The following is a 23,064-nucleotide window of genomic DNA, read 5'->3' as shown; positions in this document are numbered from 1 at the left end:
TTTACACAAAGTCATGCAGTTGCCTGTGGACGAAGAGAAAGAAAGAAGTTATACTATTTTAGAAGAAATGGAATAGTATTTTTAACCGAATCAAGTAAGTCCCCTGCGGAGATTGCGAAAAGCAATAAGAGTGGGTGTGGACTTGCTATCATACAGTCAGGAGGAAAAGGTTATGGGGAAAAAAGTTTCTGATTTTTTAAAAAGCGAGATTTTATCATCGGTTTTTTATCTGGCATTTGGTCTGTGTCTGCTCCTGGTTCCGGACCAGACCGTAAACATTATCTGCAAGATTGTATTCGGACTGGTAATGATCGCTTCCGGTATTTATCATATTGTTATTTATACAGCTGAGAAGGAAAAGGCAACGATTCTTGATTTGTTTACAGGTGTGATCGTCATGGTGCTTGGAATTTTTCTTTTCTTTACACCGCAAATTGTGATCAAAATCCTGCCATATTTACTGGGAGCCTTGGTACTGGTTGACAGTATCTGGAAGATAAAGGGAAGTTACAGACTGAAAAAAGCCCAGAGAGGACACTGGAAGATTATTCTTATTGGCTGTCTGGTATTTATTGTGCTGGGTGTTTCCATGTTGCTCTATTCTTTTTTGAGTGTAACCCGGATGATCCTGTTTTCCGGAATTATTCTGACTGCTGATGGAGTGGCAGACATTGTATTTTTGATCATGATTCGTTTTGGAATGAAAAAATCCGAAAAACTCTGTGTTGAAAAAGAACAGGAAGAGAATGGCAAAGAGAAACCATGGGATGACCCGGAAGATGCAGGTCTGGACGAAAAAGTGCAGGATAAATCTTTAAATGAAGATGAAACAGAATGGAAGCAAGATACAGATTCTCAGGTTCGGGAAGCGGAGATGGAAATAGAAACCGGGAAGACTGCAGATGCAGCAGATGCAGACGCCATTCTGGATGCAGAGATGCAGACTCCGGATGAAGGCGTGGAAAGTCCCGGCAGAGAAATCCGGGAAATGCTGAAAAATCATGATGAACCGCTGGAAGAATGGAAGGACTGAGTGAAATATGCAGGAACAGAATCCCATTGTACTGATGAATTTCTCCGGAATTTACAGAGAAGAAGAATTCTGGAAAAACAGACAGGTATCCTGGATTGAGCTTCAGGATGTCTGTGGGACAAACTGCTATTGTGATGAGGAAGCAATCGCAGAGATTAATAAACGAACAGAAAATTATCCAACTGCTGGAATCCATTTTATTGATTCCGGCAATTATCACTATATGACAAGACTTTGGCTGACAAGAATGGATCAACCGTTCTGCCTGCTGGTATACGATAATCATACAGATATGCAGCCTCCGGCTTTTGGTGGGATTTTGTCGTGTGGAGGATGGATCGCGGCAGCGTTGGAGGAACTGGAGAATCTGAAATATGTGATCCTTGTGGGACCGGATGAAGCAGCCTATGAGCAAGTAGATGAGAATCTGAAGGACAGAGTGATATTTCTCTCCAGAGAGAAACTTCAGGTGATGAATGATGAAGAGAGAAACTGGTTTCTCAGGGAAACAGTCAGTGAAGTATGTAATTGGAGAAAATCGGAAGGTTTACAGGAAGATGCTGAAAAATTCCTTCCATTATATATATCTGTTGATAAAGATGTGCTTTGTACAGAGGATGCACAGACGACATGGAGCCAGGGGGATATGAGGCTGACAACTTTGGTGTCCGGTGTACAGACTGTATTGGAATGTGCAAAAGAAAGCAGTGGGAAGATTGCCGGTGTGGATATCTGCGGAGAAGCAGATGCGGAAGCGGTACATGAGAATGAGGCCAATGATTATGCAAATGAAAAATTGCTGGAGGTTTTTGAAGGTTTATTTGGGAAATCCGACTGTGAATAATAAATAAAATGAGAGAGTGACAGGAAGTATTTTAAGATTTGAGAGGATTTGAGACATGCATAATGAATTGTTACATATAGGACCGTTGACGGTATATGGTTATGGATTTATGATCGCCATGGGAGTATTGGCTGCCTGGTTTGTGGCTGAGCAGAGAGCGCGTAAACTGAAACTTGCATGTGAACATATTTTTTATCTGGTAGTGTGGTGCGCCATTGGTGGATTTACATCTGCGAAGATTTTGTTCTGGATCACCAACTGGAGGGAATTTCTGCAGAATCCAAGGCAGATCATAGGATCAGATGGATTTGTGGTATATGGAGGGATCATCGGAGGAATTCTGGTGGGCTGGCTGTACTGCAGGATAAAGAAGTTGAAATTTCTGGAGTATTTTGATCTGATGATGCCATCCATTGCACTGGCACAGGGATTTGGCAGGATTGGATGCTTTCTGGCAGGCTGCTGTTATGGGAAAGAAACTTCAGGGCCTCTGGCGGTTACGTTTACAAATTCAGATTTTGCACCCAACAATGTTGCTCTGATCCCGACACAGATTTATTCCGGTTTTTTGGATTTTGCCCATTTTCTGCTGCTGCTTTATGTGGCAAAGCATAAGAAAGCAGATGGACAGGTGGCTGCCTGCTATCTTATTTTCTACAGTATAGGAAGATTTGTGATCGAATTTTTCAGAGGAGATATTGAAAGAGGAAGCGTAGGAGTATTGTCGACTTCGCAGTTTATCAGTATTTTTACAACTGTGGCTGGAATTATATTATTACTGACTGTTGTGAAGAAACAAAAGCAGGAAGCGAATATCAGTCTGAACAGTAAAGGTTAGAATTGTCATAAAGATCATATATTGAGCATATCATGTATAAAAAATCCAGGGAGGACAGTAATGTTCAGACCTGACGATTTTGAAGTGCAGATACAGCAGGAAAACCCCCCGGGCATTCATGCTGAGCCGTCAATACCGCCGGCACAGGATGAAGAGTACGGGGATTTTATTGTAAAACATGGACAGAATATGGGTGGAAAATTTCTTCCTGTGAATGAATTGTTTGGAATTCTATATATTCCGCTGAATGAGATTGGTCCGCTGGAAATTAATTCCTATACGTATGCATCTTTGCCGAAGTGTTATACATTTATGGATGCGGACGCATTAAATTCATCCGGGATTACGCGGTTACATAATCATCCCTATCTGAAACTTCAGGGAGAGGGCACAGTGATCGCAGTGATTGATTCCGGGATTGATTATCTGAATCCAATCTTTCGAAACGGAGATGTAAGCCGTATTGCATATATCTGGGATCAGACAATTCCGGGAAATGAGGATGAACAGGTTCCTTATGGAAAGGTTTTTACCGGAGAGGAAATTAATCAGGCATTGCTGTCGGAGAATCCACAGGAGATTGTACCCTCATTGGATGAGAACGGACATGGTACAGCTATGGCAGGGCTGGCAGCAGGCAATTTTGTACCCACAGAAAATTTCTCAGGAGCAGCTCCGAAAGCAACGATCATTGTGGTGAAATTAAAGAAAGCAAAATCCTATCTGAGAAAATTTTACCAGTATCCGCCACAAGCACCGGTATTTCAGGAAGACGACATTATGCTGGGGATTTCTTTTGCAGTGAAGATGGCACAAGAGATGGGAATGCCGGTTTCCGTTTGTCTGGGACTTGGCACCAATCAGAGCGCACATGTTGGTGACAGTGAGCTGAGTCGATATGTAGATTATATTAATGAAGATTCTCAGGTATCAGTATCTGTGGCAGCAGGAAATGAGGGTGCAGCACAGCATCATTATACAGCAGAGTTGGACTATGTGAAAAATCAGGATACTGTTGAACTTCGTATTGCGGATAAAGAAGAAGGATTTTCCATGGAATTTTGGGGAGATCCGCCGGATGACTATGGGATATCGTTACAGTCACCGGCAGGAGAAAAGCTGTATGTGAGCAGTTCTCTTGGTGCAGGTACTCAGGAATTAAGTTTCATTTTTGTGGAGACGAAAGTGCTGGTCAATTACGTAAAGATGGAGAGGATGACCGGGAAACAGCTGATTTATTTTCGCTTCTTTCATCCGGCAGCAGGTATCTGGAAGGTAAATGTCAGTAAAAAAGGAATATCGGGAAGCAGGTTTCACATGTGGCTTCCGGTGCAAGGGCTGATTTCGCCGGATACTTATTTTCTGGAGTCTACACCTTATATAACTGTTACTGCACCTGGGGATTCAACCAGAGGTATTACGGCAACAGCTTATCAGTATCTGGATAACAGTCTGTATTTTCAGGCTGGGCGAGGGTTTACTCCAAATAACCAGGTGACACCTGATCTGGCAGCACCGGGAGTAGATCTGCTCATTCCATTGCCGGGAGGGGCGTTTGGAAAGGCTTCGGGGAGCAGTCTTTCTTCGGCTGTTGTTGCAGGAGCAGCAGCATTGGTGCAGGAATGGGCGATCGTGAGAGGAAATATTCCTTATGCATCGGGAAATACGGTGAAGTTTTATCTGCAGAAAGGGGCAGTGAGAGAAGAACAGATGGAATACCCCAATCCGGGATGGGGATATGGAAGACTGGATCTGTATCGGACATTTGAGATTATAAACTGAAAGGTTTATGAAATACTGGAAAATACATATAAAAGATAAAATAATAACCAAATTTTAAGAGTAAATATTGTATAGTTTTAGACCAAAAATAATTAGGCTGTCTAATTGTTTTTTTGGACAAAAAATGTTACAATCGTACAAAAGAAATTGGGAGGCAATTATGAAGAGAGGCAGTATTTTTGAAACTGACGGAATCCCCCGCATGAGTGAGGCTTTACCCCTTGCCATGCAGCATGTCGTAGCTATGATCGTTGGCTGTGTCACACCGGCGATCATCGTTTCCGGAGCAGTTCCAGGCGGACTCTCCAGAGAAGACCAGGTTATCCTGATCCAGTCGGCACTGGTCATTGCAGCATTGTCAACTTTGCTTCAGCTGTTTCCGATTGGCGGAAAGGCGAAATTTGCAATTGGCTCAGGCCTGCCTATTATCATGGGTGTCAGCTTTGCTTACGTGCCAAGTATGCAGGCGATAGCGGAATCGTATGGAATAGCAGCAATCATGGGTGCGGAGATTGTTGGTGGTATCGTAGCAGTTGTTATGGGTTTGCTGGTCAAGAAGATTCGGGTATTTTTCCCGCCGCTAATCACAGGAACAGTCGTATTTACCATCGGTCTTTCCCTGTATCCGACTGCCATTAATTATATGGCAGGCGGTACCAGCAGTCCGAATTACGGATCATGGCAGAACTGGGCAATTGCATTTTTCACGCTGATCGTTGTTACAGCTCTGAATCATTTTGGAAAGGGAATCTGGAAACTGGCATCTATTCTGATCGGTATTATAGTGGGATATCTGGTTTCTATTCCGTTTGGAATGGTAGATTTCTCAAGCATAGGGGAAGCAGGTGTCTGTCAGCTTCCATCTCTGATGCATTTTGGAGTACAGTTTGAGCCGTCTTCCTGTGTTGCACTGGGAATTTTATTTGCTATCAACTCTATTCAGGCAATCGGTGATTATTCAGCGACTACGATCGGAGCTATGGACAGAACACCTAAGGATGATGAACTGCAGCGCGGAATCGTTGGTTATGGTCTTTCTAACGTTGTAGGCGCATTGCTCGGCGGACTTCCCACAGCAACATACAGCCAGAACGTTGGTATTGTTACAACTACAAAGGTTATCAACCGTTGGGTACTGGGACTTGCAGCTGCAATTCTCGGTATAGCAGGTCTGGTTCCGAAATTCTCAGCTATCCTGACAACGATTCCTCAGTGTGTACTGGGTGGTGCAACTGTGTCTGTATTTGCATCGATCGCAATGACAGGTATGAAGCTGGTTGCTTCTGCTGAGATGGATTACCGTAATTCATCTATCGTAGGACTTGCAGCTGCACTGGGAATGGGTGTATCTCAGGCAACAGCTGCACTTGCAAGCTTTCCCACATGGGTAACAACAATTTTCGGTAAATCACCGGTTGTCCTTGCAACTATTATTGCAGTAATGCTTAATGTGATCCTTCCGAAAACACGGGATGAGCAGAAAGAAGAGGCAAAAAAAAAGATTAAAATAGAACAGAAACTGGAAGAAGACCACAGGGAATTCGGGGAATAAAAACAGAAACTGAATATGGGAAATATAAGGTGTGCTTTCACAGGGGGATGTGTGAACACACCTTTTTATTGAATTGCTATGGAAGGCAGTTGTATGATATAATGAAAAGCAATCACATTAAATCAAACGATACAGGAGGTTTCTTATGTCCAGAAAGAATCTGATCGTCGGTCAGTCCGGCGGTCCTACCGCAGTAATTAACAGCAGCCTTTACGGAGTTGTATCCGAGGGAATGCGTCATCCGGAAGCTATTGAGCATGTTTACGGAATGATAAACGGAATTGAAGGATTTTTAAATGGAACAGTTCTTGACTTTGCCGAAGCACTTCCGGGAGAGAAACTTGACGGTCTGAAAGTCACACCAGGTGCTTATCTTGGTTCCTGCCGCTATAAATTGCCGGAATCACTGGAAGATCCGGTTTATCCAAGACTTTTTAAAAAATTTGAAGAAATGAATATTGGCTGGTTTTTCTATATCGGTGGAAATGATTCCATGGATACGGTGAGCAAACTTTCCCGTTATGCTGCGCAGACAGGCAGTGATATCCGTATCCTCGGAGAACCAAAAACAATCGACAATGATCTGATCCACACAGACCATACTCCGGGATTTGGAAGTGCAGCCAGATATGTAGCTTCTACAGTCCGCGAGATTACCATAGATGCAAATGTTTATGAAAAGAAATCCGTAACTATTATAGAAATTATGGGCCGCCACGCAGGATGGCTCACTGCTGCATCTGCACTTGCCCGCAAATATACAGGAGACAACCCTCTTCTCATCTACCTTCCGGAAACAGCCTTTGACCAGGAAGAATTTCTTAAAGCAGTAGAGAAATCATTTGAGAAAAACTGCAATGTCATTGTCTGCGTATCAGAAGGAATCCATGACGACAAGGGCACATTTATCTGTGAATACGACAATTCCGTAGGCACTGATACCTTTGGACACAAAATGCTGGCAGGCTGTGGTAAATATCTCGAAAACCTTGTCAGAAACCGCCTCGGTGTAAAAGCCCGTTCTGTAGAACTCAACGTCAGCCAGCGTTGCTCTGCATCTATGATGTCCGCCACAGACCAGCAGGAAGCCATCAAAGCCGGAGAATTCGGCGTACAGGCAGCCCTCAACGGCGAAACAGGAAAAATGATCTCATTTATCCGCAAAGAAACCTCTGACGGAACCTATATCATGGAATGTGGTCTTGAAGACGTCAATGCCATCTGCAACGAAGAAAAAACAGTTCCACCAGAGTGGATCACAGAAGACGGATCTGACGTCACTGAAGCCTTCATAAACTACGCCCGCCCTCTAATCCAGGGAACAGTACAGATCCCCTGCGGCGAAGACGGCCTCCCGTCATTCGTATACCGAAAATAGTATAGATTGACGGACGCGCAGGAAAATTAATTGTCTGGCGTGCGGTTTCGGACACTAAGATATTCTAAGGCGATGAAAATCTGCTAAAAGCATGAGCCCGCAGGGTCAAACTCGCTGTCGCTCAGACAGTGACCCTGTGGGCTCATAACGCATATTTTTATCGTCTAAGAATATCTAAGTATCCTGCAAATGCACGCCAGACAATTAATTTTCCTGCGCTGTTATAATATATATCAGTAGATTGCAAATATAAAGATAACTGTTTCGCAGTTTATTATCGGATACTATAAACAAAATCACATATTATAATAAGCCGCATACACTCCATTCATATCCAACAGCTCTTCATGTGTCCCCCTCTCAGCAATCCCATCCTCAGTGATCACAATAATCTCATCCGCATCCCTGATAGTAGAAAGTCTGTGTGCGATAGTAATAGTAGTACGGTTCTGTGAAAGCTCTTCAAGACTTTTCTGGATCCATCGTTCACTCTCATTATCCAGAGCGCTCGTAGCTTCATCAAGGATCAGAATCGGCGGATTCTTCAGGAACACACGTGCAATGGAAATCCTCTGTTTCTGACCGCCCGAAAGTCTTGTTCCGCGTTCTCCGACATAGGTATCATACTGCTGTGGAAGTTCCATAATAAAATCATGAATGCTTGCCCGCTTTGCAGCTGCAATAATCTCTTCATCAGAAGCTCCCGGTTTTCCATATGCAATATTATCCCGGATCGTACCGTCAAACAGATAGACATCCTGCTGTACAGTTCCGATATTATTTCTGAGACTCTTCAGAGTCAGGCTGCGGATATCTTTTCCATCAACAGTGATCCGTCCCTCTGTTACATCATAAAAGCGTGGCAGAAGAGAACAGATAGTAGTTTTCCCGCCACCTGACGGACCCACAAGTGCCACAGACTTTCCGGCAGGGATATCAATAGAGATATCACTGAGAACAGGGGTATTATCGTCACTGTAATGAAAAGATACATGCTCATAGCTTACATGTCCCTTCACATCAGTAAGTTCTCTGGCATCCGGAGCGTCTGTGATCTCTGACTCTGTTTCCATAACATCAAGGAAACGGCGGAAGCCTGAAAGACCCTTTTGCATCATTTCTACCAACTCGACCAGAATCTGGATCGGACTGATAAAGATTCCGATATAAAGTGCATACATGGCAAGATCTGCAGTCTGCATTTCTCCGTTGGCAATAAGATAACCGCCATATACCAGAGTGACCAGATACATCATTCCCTGAAAGAACAGATTAGAACTCATAAAGCTTCCCATACAGCGATAATTATCACGCTTTGAAAGCAGAAAAGCTTCATTGCTCTTTTTGAATTTGGCATGTTCAATATCTTCATTTGCAAAGGACTGTACCACACGGATACCGGAAAGTGTGTCCTGGAGACTTGCATTGACATCCCCGATCTTACGTCTGTTTTCCATAAAAGTTGCCTGCATCCGGGCATTCTGCTTAAAGGAAAACCAAAACATAACAATAACAAGAATGATCAGTGGAAATGCCAGTTTCTTATTGATGAAGAAAAGGAAGACAAAAGCACCGATGATCTTTACCAGAGAGATAAAAAGGTTTTCAGGACCATGGTGTGCAAACTCGGAAATATCAAAAAGGTCACTGACCAGCTTGCTCATCATCTGACCGGAATTATTCTGACTGTAATAGGAAAATGAAAGCTGCTGGTAATGATCAAATAATTCCTGCCGCATATCCCGTTCCATATTTGCTCCCATCATGTGTCCCTGGCAGGTTACATAATATTTGCAGAGACACTGGATCACATACATAAGAAAGAGTCCTCCTGCGATTACAGGCAGTGCCTGAAGAATCCTTGACTGGTCCTGAGTGAACAGTGTCTTTGTCATGGTCCGCAGGATCTGAGGATATGCCAGGTCTATCAGACTGATCACGGCAGCACATATCAGATCAATAAAAAAGACCGTCTTATACGGACCATAGTAGTGGATGAATTTTTTGATGGTATTCATAAAATAAAATCCTTTCATTTGTGATAGAATATATGTGATTTTATAGTAACATAACAGAAAGGAAAGTCAATAGAGGGGCAGGAACAGGACTTTAAAAGGAAGCTTTTTTGTGTTATATTGTGGTTATGGTAATTTCACAGGAGAGGAAGATGATCTGATGCAGGACAGAAAGCTTGAACAGGCTCTGGAGATTTATTTCCGGGAAAATCCGGACAGAGAGTCCGATAAATATCAGGAGACGCAGAAATACCTGAAGCTCAGAATACGTTCTGTAATGGAGCTTCTGATAGAGAATGAGGACACAGAAAGAATGGAGCAGATTGAGAAATGCGGATGGTTTTCCGCAAATGAGCTGGAGAATTTTATAAAATGTGCACAGGAAAAAGCAAAGTTGCGTTCTCTGGTATGGCTGCTTCATCTGAAAGATAAAAAGTATGGATACCAAAAAAAAGACTTTTCACTGTAAAATAACAACAGAGCAGGAACTTACCGGAAAAAAAATCCTGCAAAACTGCAGAAATCAATTGTATTTGGACTTTCCCTATCTGGACGGGGCATTTGCAAGTCTGGAATACAAAGCAGACAGCAGCATTGATACAATTGGGACAGATGGGGAGCTGATTTATTTTAATCCTGTGTTTCTTATGAAAAAATATCTGGAAGATCCGGCAGCAGTAAGAAGAGGATACCTGCATATGCTGCTTCACTGTCTGTACCTTCATATTCTCATGGAACCTGACAGAGATTCCGGTGAATGGGACAGGGAATGCGACTGTTTTGTAGAGCAGCTGATCGACAAGGCTGTCGGAGAAGGCAAAATCAGCCTGAAGAAAAGAAAATCAGATGATACACAGGTGAACACAAATACTTTTGATGATCACATATTCTGGCAGAGAACTGCCGGACAGGCATCAGGAGGCAGGAGAACAAAGGAAAAATGGGAACATATCCTTGCTTATACCTCACAGAATAAGACCGGTATGCAAAGCAGGGCAGGGACTCAGACAAACGATCAGCAGGAAGAACTGGATGAGATCTACCGCAGTAAATATGATTACCGGAAATTTCTGAAGCAGTTCTGCAGACTGCGGGAGGAAGTGGAGCTGGATACGGAGAGCTTTGATTATATTTTTTACAGCTTTGGAATGGAACATTATGGAAATATTCCATTGATAGAACCGTTGGAGTATAAAGAAGTAAACCGTCTGGAGGAGCTGGTGATCGCCATTGACACATCCGGTTCATGTTCAGGAGAAACTGTACAGAGATTTCTGGGTGAAACCTATGGGATTTTAAGTGAAAAAGAGAATTTTTTCAGCAGGATGAAGGTATATATCGTCCAGTGCGACTGTTTTATCCAGAAAGTGGATGTGATCCATTCTGAGGAAGAGTGGAAGGAATACATCCGGAACGTTAAGATCCAGGGCAGGGGAGGTACAGATTTCCGCCCTGTATTTGAATTGATCCGTCAGGAAAAAGAGAGAAAAGAACTGAAGAATCTCAGAGCACTGATCTATTTTACAGATGGTGACGGGATTTATCCGGGACAAAAGCCGGATTATGAGACTGCATTTGTATTTCTGAAACGGACGGACAAGATGAAACTGGTGCCGCCATGGGCGAAATGTCTGATCACAGGAATGGGGCAAACTGCGGAGCAGATGTCAGTTTGAGTAAATAATGTTACTGTTCACTGGTAATATCCCGCGAGGTGTTTTTTGTGAGCGAAGGTCACAGAAAACCCGAGACATACTGCGCGAATTTATGCGATTAGCATAAATTCTGTGCATCGCGAAGCGTGTTGCTGGGAACGGAGTGAACAGTAACTAAATAATTAGCAGGAGTATGATAATAAAATGAACATACAGGAAGCAAAAACAGAAATCTGTAATACACTTCGCGCATATCTGGCGAAGGATGAGAATGGATATTATACTTATCCTCTGATCCGTCAGAGACCGCTGTTGCTGATCGGTCCGCCGGGAATCGGCAAAACTGCCATTATGGAACAGGCGGCAGCAGAGTGCGGTGTGGGACTTGTAGCCTACACCATTACCCATCACACCCGTCAGAGTGCCATCGGTCTTCCGGAGATCGTTAAACGGAATTACGGTGGAAAAGGAATGATGGTGACAGATTACACAATGAGTGAGATCGTGGCATCTGTCTATGATTGTATGGAGAATACAGGCAGGAAAGAGGGAATCCTGTTTATTGATGAGATCAACTGTGTGTCTGAAACCCTGGCACCGGCAATGCTGGCACTTCTCCAGAATAAAACCTTTGGAAGTCATAAGATTCCGGAAGGCTGGATTCTGGTAGCAGCGGGAAATCCACCGGAGTATAATAAATCTGTCAGGGAATTTGATATTGTCACACTCGACCGTGTCCGTAAGCTTACAATTGAGCCTGACTGCGATATCTGGCTGAAATATGCAGGACAGCAGAATGTGCACCAGGCGATCATTTCTTATCTGTCTGTGAAGAAAAACAATTTCTATGCGGTGGAGAATACAGTAGACGGTAAATTCTTTGTGACTGCCAGAGGCTGGGAGGATCTTTCAAGACTTCTGCAAAGCTATGAAAAGCTGGGGATCGGGATCAGTGAGGAACTGGTGGAGGAATTTCTCCAGAAAGAGGAAACAGCCAGAGATTTTGCAGGTTTTTATCAGTTATATACAAAGTATGGGGAAGATTATGAAATCCCGTTGATCCTGTCCGGAAATCTGAGCCGGGAGAATCTGGCGCTGAAGGAGAAGATGGCTGCAGATGGAGCTTTTGAGGAGCGTTTTGCAGTTGTAAATCTGATCCTGGGGGCATTGAGAGAAAAAGCGGAAGAATACGGACAGGCAGATCATCAGCTTGAGGTACTCTATGAGATGCTTCTGCATCTGAGAACTCAGGTGAGAAAGAATGCTGAGGAAGAGAAGCTGGGAATTTCATTGCTTGAAGAATTTGTGCAGGAACAGGAAAACAGTCTGCAGATCAAAGTAAAGATGGAACTGATCTCAGTAAGAGAACAGAAATATCAGGAGACGGCAATCCGCAGGCTGAGGGAATATATTCTGACAGCAAAGAAAGAACATGTGCGGTCAGCTGAAAATGGATTTAAGCGGATCAGTAAATGCTTTGAAAAAGAAGCAGTATGCAGAGAAGATATGATCCAGAAACTCCAGGGAGAACTGCAGAATGCCTTTTTATTTATTAAAGAGAGCTTTGGCGAAAATCAGGAAATGCTGCTTTTCGTGACAGGGATCACAGCGGATAAGTCAATGACTTCGTTTATTGCCGGAAATGGCTGTCCGGCATATTTTGAACACAGCGAGATGCTTTTATATAATAAAGAAGAAAATGAACTGCGAAAAGCGTGTCTGGAGGCAGTGCATGAAAGACTACAGGAAGAAAGCCGTGACCGGGTATAATATCTGTTACAGACAGTATCTGAAAACGGCAGTCAGTATATTATTGATAGAAGCAAATCAGACAGCAGCTGATACATAGCAGCAGAAATACGCTGCGGAAATGGAGGAAGAATGTCAGAAAAACAGCCTGAAAAAAAGAAGACAGCAGGGGATGTTGTGTTGACGGTTGTTCTGATCGCAGCAATCTGTGTATTCTGTTATGCAGGATATAATCTGTTTCATATTTATACAGAATATAAGAAAGGTACGGATGAGTACAATTCGATCACACAGATGGCGGTAACAGAACGAGATCCGGATGGAGAAGCGGCAGGACCGGAAGCCGGCAGTGAGCTGAAAGCGCCTATGGATATTGACTTTGCATCTCTTAAAAGTGTAAATGATGATGTAGTGGGATGGATTTATGTGGAAGCAGTGCCGGATATCAATTATCCCATTGTGCATGGCAAAGACAATGAAACTTATCTTCACAGAACTTATGAGAAGAATTACAATTTTGCAGGTACTATCTTTGTGGACTATGAAAACAAAGGGGATTTCAGTGACTGTAATACGATCGTGTATGGCCATAATATGAAAAATGGTTCCATGTTTGCACAGCTTAAGAAATTTACACAGGATGAGGAGACTTATAAGAAGAGCAAATATTTCTGGATCTTTACACCTGAGAAAAACTACAGGTATGAGATTATCTCCGCGTACACTACAGGTGTGAACAGTGATACCTATACTCTGTTTAAGGGACCGGGTGAGGAATTTGAAAAATATCTGGAGAAGATCAGAGGATATTCCGAGATCCGGACAGATGCAGAAGGAATGAACATAAAGGACAAGATCATTACTCTGTCTACCTGTACAGGAAACGAGGCAACCCGTTATGTTGTCCAGGGAAAACGTGTAGATACACTTGATGTTGAAAAGTAGAAGTTAAGAGGATAAGATCATCCGCTTTGCTACTTGATTCGGTTAAAGAACAGTTGTCTGAATCAGAAGAAAGGTGTATTGCTGTAAAAGCAGATGATAAAATTGCAGTAACAGTGTTTGGAAAAAATAAAGGAGGAATTCTAAATGGCAGGAGAAGTTGAGAGATTACAGGAATTTGTAGACAAATATGACAATATTGTCTTCTTCGGCGGCGCAGGTGTTTCCACAGAGAGCGGAATCCCGGATTTCAGAAGTCAGGACGGACTTTATCATCAGAAATATGACTATCCTCCGGAAACGATCTTAAGCCATACATTCTTTATGAGAAAGCCGGAAGAATTTTTCAAATTCTACAGAGACAAGATGCTTTGTGACACTGCAAAACCAAATGCAGCACATCTGAAGCTGGCAGAACTGGAGCAGGCAGGCAAACTGAAAGCAGTTATTACCCAGAATATCGACAATCTGCATCAGATGGCAGGCAGTAAGAAGGTGTTGGAGCTTCATGGAAGTGTATACCGCAATTACTGCATGAAGTGTCACAGATTTTATGATTTTGCCCACATGAAAGCATCCACAGGTGTTCCGAGATGCGAATGTGGTGGAATTATCAAGCCGGATGTGGTATTGTATGAAGAAGGTCTGGACAATCAGACGATCAATGAAGCAGTGAAGGCAATCTCAGAGGCACAGGTGCTGATTATAGGGGGAACTTCCCTGGCTGTTTACCCGGCAGCAGGACTGATCGATTACTTCCGGGGAGAGCACCTTGTAGTGATCAACAAATCCCCGACTCCGAGAGACAGATATGCAGACCTTCTGATCCAGGAGCCGATCGGACAGGTATTTTCACAGATTCATTGCTAGCGTGTCTGAAAAATCAAGGGTAACTGTTCAGCGGTTCGCTATTTGGCGAAGTACAGGACAGTTACTGTCAAAGTTATATAAGAGGAGTAAGAGATTATGGGACTTCCCTATGAAGTTGGTGATATTGTTACATTAAAGAAAGTCCATCCCTGTGGAAGCAGAGACTGGGAAATCTTAAGGGTAGGTGCTGATTTCCGCCTGAAATGTACAGGATGCGGACATCAGATCATGGTACCGCGCAAGATGGTTGAGAAAAATACTAAAAATTTGATAAAAAAAGAAAAATAGTACTTTACAGACACGAAAAACTATGTTAGAATCAACACTCGTGATATATTTTATATCCTTGCTCTTTGACAGGCAAAGGGCCAACAGACCATAAGGAGGTAAAGCAAGACATGAACAAGTACGAGTTAGCATTAGTTGTTAGTGCAAAAGTTGAAGACGAAGTACGTGATGCAGTTGTTGAGAAAGCAAAAGGATACATCACACGTTACAACGGCACTATCACAGAAGTAGAAGAATGGGGTAAGAAAAAATTAGCTTACGAAATTCAGAAAATGCATGAAGGCTTCTACTATTTCATTCAGTTTGAAGCAGACGCACAGTGCCCGGCGGAAGTTGAAAGACACGTTCGCATCATGGACAATGTATTAAGATACTTAGTCGTAAGAAAAGACGCATAATCTTATACAGGGTGGATTTTAGAAGGCACCATTAATTGATCCGTTCAACCATTCAAAGCAGAAACGAAGAGGTATTTATATGAACAAAGTAATTTTAATGGGACGCTTAACAAGAGATCCTGAGGTGAGATATTCCGCAGGAGAGAATGCATTGGCAATTGCCAGATATACACTGGCAGTAGACAGAAGATTCCGCCGTGACGGTGAAGCAACAGCAGACTTTATCAGTTGTGTATCCTTTGGACGTACAGCCGAGTTTGCTGAGAAGTATTTCCGTCAGGGACTTAAGATCATTGTTTCAGGACGCATTCAGACAGGCAGCTACACCAATCGTGATGGCCAGAAGGTTTATACCACAGAGGTAGTAGTTGAGGAACAGGAGTTTGCTGAGAGCAAGGCGGCCAGCGATAATTACGCAGCTTCCCATCCTCAGACATCATCCCCTGCACCTGCACCATCCATGCCGGCTCCGGGAGCAGCCAGTGCAGACGGTTTCATGAACATTCCGGATGGAATTGATGAAGAACTGCCGTTTATTTAATACAAACTGATAGAATAAAATAGGAGGAAAGCAATCATGGCTTACAATAGAGGCGAAAGACCAGACTCTCCAATGAAGAGAAGAGGCGGCCGCAGAAGAAAAAAAGTTTGTGTATTCTGTGGTAAAGAGAATAACGAGATCGACTACAAGGATGTAGCAAAATTAAGAAAATATGTTTCTGAAAGAGGAAAAATCCTTCCAAGAAGAATCACAGGAAACTGTGCAAAACATCAGAGAGCACTGACAGTTGCTATCAAGAGAGCACGTCATATGTCTATGATGCCATACATCCAGGACTAATTCTGAAGATGATAAATGCTGCTCCGCATTTGGCGGAGCAGCATTTTTGCATTATTTACGAGAATTGCTATAGAACAGAATGAACAGTAACACAATAACCATTATTTTTGTGCGTTCTTCTGTTGCTATGGTAAATTCTGTTCAAATCTGTTATAATATGATTCAAAGGGCGTTTTTCACAGAACCTGCCTATATGCAGCACATTTGCTGTGTACAGGCGAAACAAATAGAATGATGAAGAACGGAAAGAAAGATATGAGTGATAAACTGAAATTAAAAGGGCATATGAAAGCATTCATGCGGTGGCCTCTGATTCTCTCGGCTTTACTGATCGTACTTAATATCTGGGTATATTTTGTCAGCGTGAAGGCTGGTATTATTGTGTCAGGTGGAATCCTGATTTATGTGGGATGTGCAGTAATAATACTCCGATGTCACAGACCGTTCATTGTAAATGAACTGATAGCCTTTGCCAATCAGTATGATTCGCTTGAAAAGAGAATCCTTGAAGAACTGGCATTGCCCTATGCCATTATGGATATGAATGGCAGAATGATCTGGTCCAACAAAGTATTTGCGGAGCTTACAGGTAAAGATCAGTTTTATAAGAAAAATGTCAGCACTGTTTTTCCGGATGTAACAGCTGACAAATTACCGGTTGCAGATAAGAAAGAGACTGCTGAGATCAGTACTCGATTTGGAGAGAAGACTTATCGTATTTCCATGCAGAGGGTGTCTCTTGGTGAAGTGGTTGCCAAAAGTGAGTTTCTGGAGAATCCAAACAGGAATGTCAGCCTGATTGCCATGTATCTGTATGACGATACAGAACTGAAGTCTTACATTAAAAAGAATGAAGACAATAAGCTTGTTGTAGCGTTGGCTTATCTGGATAACTATGAGGAAGCACTTGAGAGTGTAGAGGATGTGAGACGTTCACTTCTGATTGCTCTGATTGACCGGAAGATTACGAAATATTTTTCCAATTTCGATGGTCTTGTAAAGAAACTTGAGAAGGACAAATATTTCCTGATCATGCGCCAGAGTTCGCTTGAGGCTCTGAAAGAACAGAGATTTCATATTCTGGACGAGGTTAAAACAGTTAATATCGGAAATGAGATGGCAATCACTTTGAGTATTGGTGTGGGACTGAATGCCTCCACGTATATTCAAAATTATGAGTATTCACGTATTGCTATAGAGATGGCACTTGGACGTGGCGGTGATCAGGTTGTTATTAAGAATGGAAATAATATTACCTATTACGGCGGAAAGACTCAGCAGATGGAGAAGAATACCCGCGTAAAAGCCAGGGTAAAAGCGCAGGCACTGAAAGAGTTTATGAGTACGAAAGACAGAGTCGTTGTCATGGGACATAAAATCACAGATGTGGATGCGTTGGGAGCAGCAATCGGTATTTTCCGTGCAGGTAAAACACTTGGAAAATCTGTCAGTATTGTAGTGAATGATCCGACAAAATCTATCAGACCGTTGATCGCAGGATATGTGAATAATCCAGACTACGAGCCATCTATGTTTGTGGACAGCGAGCAGGCTAAAGATATGGTAGATAACAATACAGTGGTGGTTGTAGTTGATACTAACAGACCAAGCTATACGGAATGCGAGGAGCTTCTGCACATGACAAAGACAATTGTTGTGCTGGATCATCACAGGCGGGGAAGCGAAGTGATAGAGAATGCGGTGCTTTCCTATGTGGAGCCTTATGCATCCTCAGCCTGTGAGATGGTAGCAGAGATCCTGCAGTATTTCTCGGATGACCTGCGTATCCGCAATATGGAGGCTGACTGTCTCTATGCGGGAATTATGATCGATACAAACAATTTTACTACAAGAGCAGGTGTACGTACCTTTGAGGCTGCTGCATTCTTAAGAAGGAGTGGAGCAGACGTGACCAGAGTACGTAAACTGTTAAGGGATGATCTGAAATCTTATCAGGCACGTGCAGAAGCAGTGAGAACTGCACAGATTTACAGAGAATGCTATGCCATTGCCAGATGTCCAAGTGAAAATCTGGACAGTCCTACAGTTATAGGAGCACAGGCAGCCAATGAGCTTCTGAATATTGCAGGGGTTAAGGCATCCTTTGTACTGACTCAGTACAATAATGAAGTTTATATCAGTGCCAGGGCTATTGACGAAGTCAATGTACAGGTAATGATGGAAAAGATGGGCGGAGGCGGTCATATGAATATTGCCGGTGCCCAGGTCAAGGCTTCTCCGGATGAGGTGGAGAGAATGCTTAAAGACATCATAGATCAGGAATATCAGGAGGAAAACACAAAATGAAAGTAATCTTACTTGAAGACGTAAAAGCACTTGGAAAAAAGGGACAGATCGTAAATGTAAGTGACGGATATGCAAGAAACATGATCCTTCCTAAGAAACTGGGGCTGGAGGCAACTCCTAAGAATTTAAATGATCTGAAACTTCAGAAAGCAAACGAAGAGAAGGTCGCAAAAGAAGTATATGAAGCAGCACAGGCATTTGCAAAGGATCTCGAGACAAAAGAAATCATCCTTACACTGAAAACAGGAGAAGGCGGAAGAACCTTTGGTTCCGTTTCTTCTAAAGAAATCTCTGAAGCAGCAAAGAAACAGTTGAATCTTGACATTGATAAAAAGAAACTGCAGCTTCCTGAGCCAATCCGTACACTTGGTGTTACCCAGGTGCCTGTCAGATTACATCCTAAGGTAACAGGAACTCTTAAAGTATGGGTAAAAGAAGCATAAGTCTTCCGGAGGGATAAAGAATGGAAGAAGCGCTGATTAAAAGAATACTCCCCCACAGTATAGAGGCAGAGCAGTCTGTAATCGGCTCAATGATCCTGGACAGAGATGCGATCCTTGTGGCATCTGAGATACTTACCAGCGATGATTTTTATCAGAAACAATATGGCATCATCTTTGATGCAATGGTGGAATTGTGTAATGAAGGGAAACCGGTAGATCTGGTGACCCTTCAGAATCGTTTAAAGGAGAAAGAACTCCCGCCGGATATCAGCAGTATGGAATATGTAAGAGATCTGATCTCAGCGGTTCCTACTTCTGCAAATGTGAAGTACTACGCAAAGATCGTCAGTGAGAAAGCAGTCCTTCGCAGACTTATCAAGGCAAATGAAGAGATTGCCAACACCTGCTATCTGGAGAAGGAGAATACAGAGATTATTCTGGAAGAAGCGGAAAAAAAACTGTTCAATATTCTCCAGAGACGCAACAATGAAGAATATGTTCCAATCCAGCAGGTAGTTCTGAATGCCATTAATAACATTGAGAAAGCGTCTAAGCTTAAAGGTTCTGTAACAGGTATTCCCACAGGCTTTATGGATCTGGATTATAAAACATCCGGAATGCATCCTTCTGATCTGGTGCTGATCGCAGCCCGTCCTTCCATGGGGAAAACAGCCTTTGTACTGAACATTGCACAGTATATGGCATTCCGAAAGGATGTCACAGTTGCTATATTCAGTCTGGAAATGTCAAAGGAACAGCTGGTGAACCGACTTCTGGCAATGGAATCTCATGTAGATTCCCAGAATATGAGAACAGGTAATCTGAAAGACGAGGACTGGACAAAACTGGTAGAAGGAGCAGATATTATCGGTAAATCTAATCTGATCATTGATGACACGCCGGGTATTTCTATTGCGGAAATGCGCTCCAAATGCAGGAAATATAAGCTGGAACATAATCTCGGGATTATCATGATCGACTATCTGCAGCTGATGAGCGGAAGTGGAAAAAGTGATTCCAGACAGCAGGAAATTTCAGATATTTCCCGTTCTCTGAAAGCTCTTGCCAGAGAGCTGAATGTGCCGGTGATCGCATTGTCTCAGCTCAGCCGTGCGGTGGAACAGCGTCCGGATCACAGACCAATGCTTTCGGATCTTCGAGAATCCGGAGCCATTGAACAGGATGCCGATGTGGTAATGTTTATCTACAGAGATGACTATTATCATAAGGATACAGAGAAGAAGGACATTGCAGAGATCATCATTGCCAAACAGAGAAACGGTCCCATCGGAACAGTAGAACTGGTATGGCTGCCGAGATATACACAGTTTGTGAATATGAAGAAATAATCTATCTCAGAGGAGTTTGATCTTTGACTTGAATAATATTATAGCAATCCTCTAAAATAATGCATCTTAATCCAGTCCATCAGAGTGTGAAATCCTGCTGAATTGTCTTAAATGTATTATTTACGAGGATTGCTATAGAAAAATTTTACAGGGAAACAGTATCAGGGGGAGAATCCGGTACTGTTTCCCTGTTTTTTGTGTCAAAATAAAGTTTTATAGGGAAGTTTGTCAATCGAAACTTCTTGCAATCTCGCTATGGCGTTTTATAATAAATATACATGATATCAGGATTATGACAGCTGTTTTTACAGTGCAGTGGTTCAATGATATCAGGTGATAGATTGAGTTGTTGATATGCATCAGTGGTTTCTGATGAAAAAATGGACTCAAAAGGAGGAGGGGCAGCATGGAGCAGCGGTATACTGTGACTCAGACCGCAGAAATCCTTGGCGTGAGGGCATCGGTCCTCCGGTACTGGGAGGAAGAGCTGGAACTGAGGATATGCAGGAATGAGCAGGGACATCGTTACTATACAGGAAATGATATTACGCTTCTGGCTAATATAAAGGAACTAAAGAAAAGAGGACTTGCCCTGAGAGCAATCAAAGAACTGGTTCCAAGAATTTCAAGGACTGCACCCGGGACTACTGCGAGCAAAGTGAAGCTTCTTGAAGATGAACAGCCTGAGAGGGAAAAAATACTTGAATTTCAGAAAATCATGGAACGTCTGATCGCTCAGGAGCTACATATGAAAAAAGAGGGAGAAGACCAGTGCCGGGATCTGGATGAAACGATCCGTAACAGACAGCTTGCGAGAAAAGAGGCTGCTGCAGCACTGGAAAAAAGAAGCAGGAGGATCAGAAGAAAACATTTGTAAAAGTTATCCATAAAGAAAACAGCTTCGTCTCTGCGGTAAACAGAGATGAAGCTGTTTTGAAATCATGAATTATTCTGCTGGATGAATAGCCTCTGTTGGACATGCATCTGCACATGTTCCGCAGTCTAAGCATGCATCAGCGTCGATTACATAATGCTCATCTCCCTGAGAGATAGCTTCTGCAGGACATTCGCTTTCGCATGTTCCACAGCTTACACATTCGTCTGAAATTACATATGCCATAATTAGAATCCTCCTTATCGTAATAACGTTTTAGGCCCCTTTCGGGGTTCTGCATACATTTTAATATATCTTTGTCTGAATTACAAGTATAAAATCAGATACATTATAAAATAATATTAAGTTAGTATTTGCTTACTTTACCTGCAGATTACAAATAGCTGACGGACATGTGAATGTCTGTCCGAGCAGAGAAATTATCCTGCCAAAATACAGGCATTTGTATGATGGAAAATAGTCTGTTAATATACAAAAAAAATAAGAGTATCAAAAAGAAAGTGCGTTTTTGCTGAATTTATTGACAATTCAGACATAAACGGTTATAGTAAAGATACTTGCAAGGAGGCATAACACAGAAAGTTGTGCCTCTTTTGTTCCGTAGCAGGAATCAGAAAACAAATAGAAAGAATGGAGGAATGAAGAATGAAGAAAGCATTGGCAATTGGACTTGCAGCAGTAATGGCGGTTTCCATGAGTGCACCGGTATTTGCAGAAGATGAAGGCAAAGGGATTGCAAAAGAGGACCTGAAAGTAGGAGTGATCTATATCGGTGATGAGAATGAAGGTTACACAGCAGCTCATATGAAAGGAATTGATGAGATGGAAGAGAAGCTTGGGCTTGACGATTCTCAGATTATTGAGAAAACTCTCATCGGTGAAGATGAAGGATGCTATGATGCGGCAGCAGACCTTGCAGATCAGGGATGTCAGATCATCTTTGCAAACAGCTTTGGACATGAGACTTATATACTGGAAGCGGCAGGGGAATATCCGGAGGTTCAGTTCTGTCATGCAACAGGAACACAGGCTGCATCCAGCGGACTTTCCAACATGCATAACTATTTTACAAATATTTATGAAGCACGTTACGTGTCAGGTGTAGTTGCAGGTCTGAAACTGAATGAAATGATCGAGGACGGCACAGTAAAAGAAGACGCATGCAAGATGGGTTATGTAGGTGCATTCCCATACGCAGAGGTTATCTCCGGTTATACAGCTTTCTATCTTGGCGCGAAGAGCGTATGCCCGTCTGTAACAATGGAAGTAAAATATACAAACAGCTGGGCAAGCTTTGACCTTGAGAAAGAGTGCGCAGATGCTCTGATCTCTGACGGCTGTGTACTGATCAGCCAGCATGCAGATACAACAGGTGCTCCTACAGCATGCGAAGCAGCAGGAGTTCCATGTGTAGGTTATAATATTGATATGACATCTGTTGCTCCGAACACAGCACTTACTTCTGCATCTATGGACTGGGGTGTATATTATACATACGCAGTACAGTGTATGCTTGACGGCACAGCAATTGATACTGACTGGTGTAAAGGATTTGCGGAAGGTGCAGATAAGATCACAGCTCTCAATGACAAAACTGTAGCAGAGGGTACAGAAGAAAAGGTCAAAGAAGTGGAAGATGCGCTCATTGATGGTTCCCTTCATGTATTTGATACATCTGCATTTACAGTAGACGGCAAGGAACTTGATACTTATAAGAAGGGTGATACAGAGTACATTTCTGACGGATACTTCCATGAATCTGAATATGGTTCCGCACCTGCATTTGATATTGCGATTGATGGAATTACCTCTATTACAGAATAAGAAAATTGCTGGAGCTGCAAAGCGCGGAGCAATTTACGACAGCAGGGCTGCCCGGGCGGCA

Annotated in this window: 23 protein-coding genes; 21 read left to right on the top strand and 2 right to left on the bottom strand. The window is 42.8% G+C overall.

From position 1 onward, the window contains the following. The 7 genes from AC075J_RS09290 to AC075J_RS09260 all read left to right on the top strand — a co-directional run. The coding region (locus tag AC075J_RS09290; RefSeq protein WP_476390255.1) for a hypothetical protein at window positions 1-192 on the top strand (192 nt) is incomplete at its 5' end. Further along, window positions 173-1,033 carry an HdeD family acid-resistance protein gene (locus AC075J_RS09285; protein ID WP_118330704.1) on the top strand — a complete coding sequence of 287 codons (861 nt, stop codon included), beginning with the start codon at window positions 173-175 and terminating at the stop codon, window positions 1,031-1,033. The genes AC075J_RS09290 and AC075J_RS09285, both read left to right, overlap by 20 nt. A gap of 7 nt (window positions 1,034-1,040) precedes the next feature. Continuing rightward, entirely contained in the window at window positions 1,041-1,877 is an 837-nt protein-coding gene (locus tag AC075J_RS09280) for a hypothetical protein (RefSeq protein ID WP_022380551.1), read from the top strand. 55 nt (window positions 1,878-1,932) lie between these two features. Beyond that, the gene (locus tag AC075J_RS09275; protein WP_008707888.1) at window positions 1,933-2,715 is read left to right on the top strand and encodes a prolipoprotein diacylglyceryl transferase; all 783 of its coding nucleotides are present in this window, start codon (window positions 1,933-1,935) and stop codon (window positions 2,713-2,715) included. A gap of 60 nt (window positions 2,716-2,775) precedes the next feature. After that, window positions 2,776-4,497 (top strand): S8 family peptidase, encoded by a 1,722-nt coding sequence (locus AC075J_RS09270; RefSeq protein ID WP_008707889.1) that lies wholly within the window; start codon window positions 2,776-2,778, stop codon window positions 4,495-4,497. A 160-nt stretch (window positions 4,498-4,657) separates the two neighbouring features. Then, on the top strand, window positions 4,658-6,049 hold the full coding sequence (locus tag AC075J_RS09265; protein ID WP_025579386.1) for a uracil-xanthine permease family protein: 1,392 nt from the start codon (window positions 4,658-4,660) through the stop codon (window positions 6,047-6,049). Window positions 6,050-6,194: 145 nt separating this feature from the next. Next, entirely contained in the window at window positions 6,195-7,427 is a 1,233-nt protein-coding gene (locus AC075J_RS09260; RefSeq protein WP_119253281.1) for a 6-phosphofructokinase, read from the top strand. Between the two features lie 296 nt (window positions 7,428-7,723). On the opposite strand, the gene AC075J_RS09255 is transcribed toward AC075J_RS09260, so the two are convergent. Beyond that, window positions 7,724-9,445: an ABC transporter ATP-binding protein gene (locus tag AC075J_RS09255; RefSeq protein WP_119253280.1), complete on the bottom strand. Its 1,722-nt coding sequence runs from the start codon at window positions 9,443-9,445 to the stop codon at window positions 7,724-7,726. A gap of 109 nt (window positions 9,446-9,554) precedes the next feature. Between AC075J_RS09255 and AC075J_RS09250 the strand changes: the two genes are divergently transcribed. From AC075J_RS09250 to AC075J_RS09190, 13 genes are all read left to right on the top strand, one after another. Then, a complete protein-coding gene (locus AC075J_RS09250; protein ID WP_119253279.1) occupies window positions 9,555-9,911 on the top strand; it encodes a hypothetical protein in 357 nt (118 codons plus the stop codon). Next, on the top strand, window positions 9,880-11,118 hold the full coding sequence (locus AC075J_RS09245; RefSeq protein WP_119253278.1) for a vWA domain-containing protein: 1,239 nt from the start codon (window positions 9,880-9,882) through the stop codon (window positions 11,116-11,118). The genes AC075J_RS09250 and AC075J_RS09245 overlap by 32 nt, the downstream gene beginning before the upstream one ends. A gap of 183 nt (window positions 11,119-11,301) precedes the next feature. Beyond that, entirely contained in the window at window positions 11,302-12,867 is a 1,566-nt protein-coding gene (locus AC075J_RS09240; RefSeq protein WP_119253277.1) for an AAA family ATPase, read from the top strand. A 111-nt stretch (window positions 12,868-12,978) separates the two neighbouring features. Continuing rightward, a complete protein-coding gene (srtB, locus tag AC075J_RS09235; protein WP_119253276.1) occupies window positions 12,979-13,791 on the top strand; it encodes a class B sortase in 813 nt (270 codons plus the stop codon). Window positions 13,792-13,935: 144 nt separating this feature from the next. Next, the gene (locus AC075J_RS09230; protein WP_119243342.1) at window positions 13,936-14,658 is read left to right on the top strand and encodes an NAD-dependent protein deacylase; all 723 of its coding nucleotides are present in this window, start codon (window positions 13,936-13,938) and stop codon (window positions 14,656-14,658) included. A 96-nt stretch (window positions 14,659-14,754) separates the two neighbouring features. Continuing rightward, window positions 14,755-14,946, top strand: a complete 192-nt coding sequence (locus tag AC075J_RS09225; protein WP_008707901.1) for a DUF951 domain-containing protein — start codon at window positions 14,755-14,757, stop codon at window positions 14,944-14,946. A gap of 110 nt (window positions 14,947-15,056) precedes the next feature. Further along, on the top strand, window positions 15,057-15,344 hold the full coding sequence (gene rpsF, locus AC075J_RS09220) for a 30S ribosomal protein S6 (RefSeq protein WP_020993443.1): 288 nt from the start codon (window positions 15,057-15,059) through the stop codon (window positions 15,342-15,344). 79 nt (window positions 15,345-15,423) lie between these two features. Further along, the gene (locus AC075J_RS09215) at window positions 15,424-15,885 is read left to right on the top strand and encodes a single-stranded DNA-binding protein (RefSeq protein ID WP_022380542.1); all 462 of its coding nucleotides are present in this window, start codon (window positions 15,424-15,426) and stop codon (window positions 15,883-15,885) included. 36 nt (window positions 15,886-15,921) lie between these two features. Beyond that, entirely contained in the window at window positions 15,922-16,185 is a 264-nt protein-coding gene (gene rpsR, locus AC075J_RS09210; RefSeq protein ID WP_008707906.1) for a 30S ribosomal protein S18, read from the top strand. 255 nt (window positions 16,186-16,440) lie between these two features. Next, entirely contained in the window at window positions 16,441-18,492 is a 2,052-nt protein-coding gene (locus AC075J_RS09205; RefSeq protein WP_118610580.1) for a DHH family phosphoesterase, read from the top strand. Next, window positions 18,489-18,935, top strand: coding sequence for a 50S ribosomal protein L9 (gene rplI, locus AC075J_RS09200; RefSeq protein ID WP_008707912.1), 447 nt, complete (start codon window positions 18,489-18,491; stop codon window positions 18,933-18,935). Before AC075J_RS09205 ends, rplI begins: the two co-directional genes overlap by 4 nt. A 20-nt stretch (window positions 18,936-18,955) precedes the next feature. After that, window positions 18,956-20,284 carry a replicative DNA helicase gene (dnaB, locus tag AC075J_RS09195; RefSeq protein WP_008707914.1) on the top strand — a complete coding sequence of 443 codons (1,329 nt, stop codon included), beginning with the start codon at window positions 18,956-18,958 and terminating at the stop codon, window positions 20,282-20,284. Window positions 20,285-20,690: 406 nt separating this feature from the next. Beyond that, on the top strand, window positions 20,691-21,161 hold the full coding sequence (locus tag AC075J_RS09190) for a MerR family transcriptional regulator (protein WP_008707916.1): 471 nt from the start codon (window positions 20,691-20,693) through the stop codon (window positions 21,159-21,161). A gap of 69 nt (window positions 21,162-21,230) precedes the next feature. Here AC075J_RS09190 and AC075J_RS09185 read toward each other — a convergent pair whose 3' ends face one another. Next, entirely contained in the window at window positions 21,231-21,404 is a 174-nt protein-coding gene (locus AC075J_RS09185; RefSeq protein WP_008707918.1) for a DUF362 domain-containing protein, read from the bottom strand. Window positions 21,405-21,872: 468 nt separating this feature from the next. Between AC075J_RS09185 and AC075J_RS09180 the strand changes: the two genes are divergently transcribed. Next, window positions 21,873-23,003, top strand: a complete 1,131-nt coding sequence (locus tag AC075J_RS09180) for a BMP family ABC transporter substrate-binding protein (protein WP_370792857.1) — start codon at window positions 21,873-21,875, stop codon at window positions 23,001-23,003. Window positions 23,004-23,064 lie beyond the last annotated feature (61 nt).

Source organism: Blautia sp. ZXY-1-C6, from assembly GCF_056339875.1.
This window is presented reverse-complemented; position numbering and strand designations above follow the sequence as displayed.

What these genes read in the sequence shown, in the direction of transcription:
- AC075J_RS09285 (WP_118330704.1), top strand. Translation starts at nt 173, where the DNA reads ATGGGGAAAAAAGTTTCTGATTTTTTAAAAAGCGAGATTTTATCATCG.
- AC075J_RS09280 (WP_022380551.1), top strand. Translation starts at nt 1,041, where the DNA reads ATGCAGGAACAGAATCCCATTGTACTGATGAATTTCTCCGGAATTTAC.
- AC075J_RS09275 (WP_008707888.1), top strand. Translation starts at nt 1,933, where the DNA reads ATGCATAATGAATTGTTACATATAGGACCGTTGACGGTATATGGTTAT.
- AC075J_RS09270 (WP_008707889.1), top strand. Translation starts at nt 2,776, where the DNA reads ATGTTCAGACCTGACGATTTTGAAGTGCAGATACAGCAGGAAAACCCC.
- AC075J_RS09265 (WP_025579386.1), top strand. Translation starts at nt 4,658, where the DNA reads ATGAAGAGAGGCAGTATTTTTGAAACTGACGGAATCCCCCGCATGAGT.
- AC075J_RS09260 (WP_119253281.1), top strand. Translation starts at nt 6,195, where the DNA reads ATGTCCAGAAAGAATCTGATCGTCGGTCAGTCCGGCGGTCCTACCGCA.
- AC075J_RS09255 (WP_119253280.1), bottom strand. Translation starts at nt 9,445, where the DNA reads ATGAATACCATCAAAAAATTCATCCACTACTATGGTCCGTATAAGACG.
- AC075J_RS09245 (WP_119253278.1), top strand. Translation starts at nt 9,880, where the DNA reads ATGGATACCAAAAAAAAGACTTTTCACTGTAAAATAACAACAGAGCAG.
- AC075J_RS09240 (WP_119253277.1), top strand. Translation starts at nt 11,302, where the DNA reads ATGAACATACAGGAAGCAAAAACAGAAATCTGTAATACACTTCGCGCA.
- srtB (WP_119253276.1), top strand. Translation starts at nt 12,979, where the DNA reads ATGTCAGAAAAACAGCCTGAAAAAAAGAAGACAGCAGGGGATGTTGTG.
- AC075J_RS09230 (WP_119243342.1), top strand. Translation starts at nt 13,936, where the DNA reads ATGGCAGGAGAAGTTGAGAGATTACAGGAATTTGTAGACAAATATGAC.
- AC075J_RS09225 (WP_008707901.1), top strand. Translation starts at nt 14,755, where the DNA reads ATGGGACTTCCCTATGAAGTTGGTGATATTGTTACATTAAAGAAAGTC.
- rpsF (WP_020993443.1), top strand. Translation starts at nt 15,057, where the DNA reads ATGAACAAGTACGAGTTAGCATTAGTTGTTAGTGCAAAAGTTGAAGAC.
- AC075J_RS09215 (WP_022380542.1), top strand. Translation starts at nt 15,424, where the DNA reads ATGAACAAAGTAATTTTAATGGGACGCTTAACAAGAGATCCTGAGGTG.
- rpsR (WP_008707906.1), top strand. Translation starts at nt 15,922, where the DNA reads ATGGCTTACAATAGAGGCGAAAGACCAGACTCTCCAATGAAGAGAAGA.
- AC075J_RS09205 (WP_118610580.1), top strand. Translation starts at nt 16,441, where the DNA reads ATGAGTGATAAACTGAAATTAAAAGGGCATATGAAAGCATTCATGCGG.
- rplI (WP_008707912.1), top strand. Translation starts at nt 18,489, where the DNA reads ATGAAAGTAATCTTACTTGAAGACGTAAAAGCACTTGGAAAAAAGGGA.
- dnaB (WP_008707914.1), top strand. Translation starts at nt 18,956, where the DNA reads ATGGAAGAAGCGCTGATTAAAAGAATACTCCCCCACAGTATAGAGGCA.
- AC075J_RS09190 (WP_008707916.1), top strand. Translation starts at nt 20,691, where the DNA reads ATGGAGCAGCGGTATACTGTGACTCAGACCGCAGAAATCCTTGGCGTG.
- AC075J_RS09185 (WP_008707918.1), bottom strand. Translation starts at nt 21,404, where the DNA reads ATGGCATATGTAATTTCAGACGAATGTGTAAGCTGTGGAACATGCGAA.
- AC075J_RS09180 (WP_370792857.1), top strand. Translation starts at nt 21,873, where the DNA reads ATGAGTGCACCGGTATTTGCAGAAGATGAAGGCAAAGGGATTGCAAAA.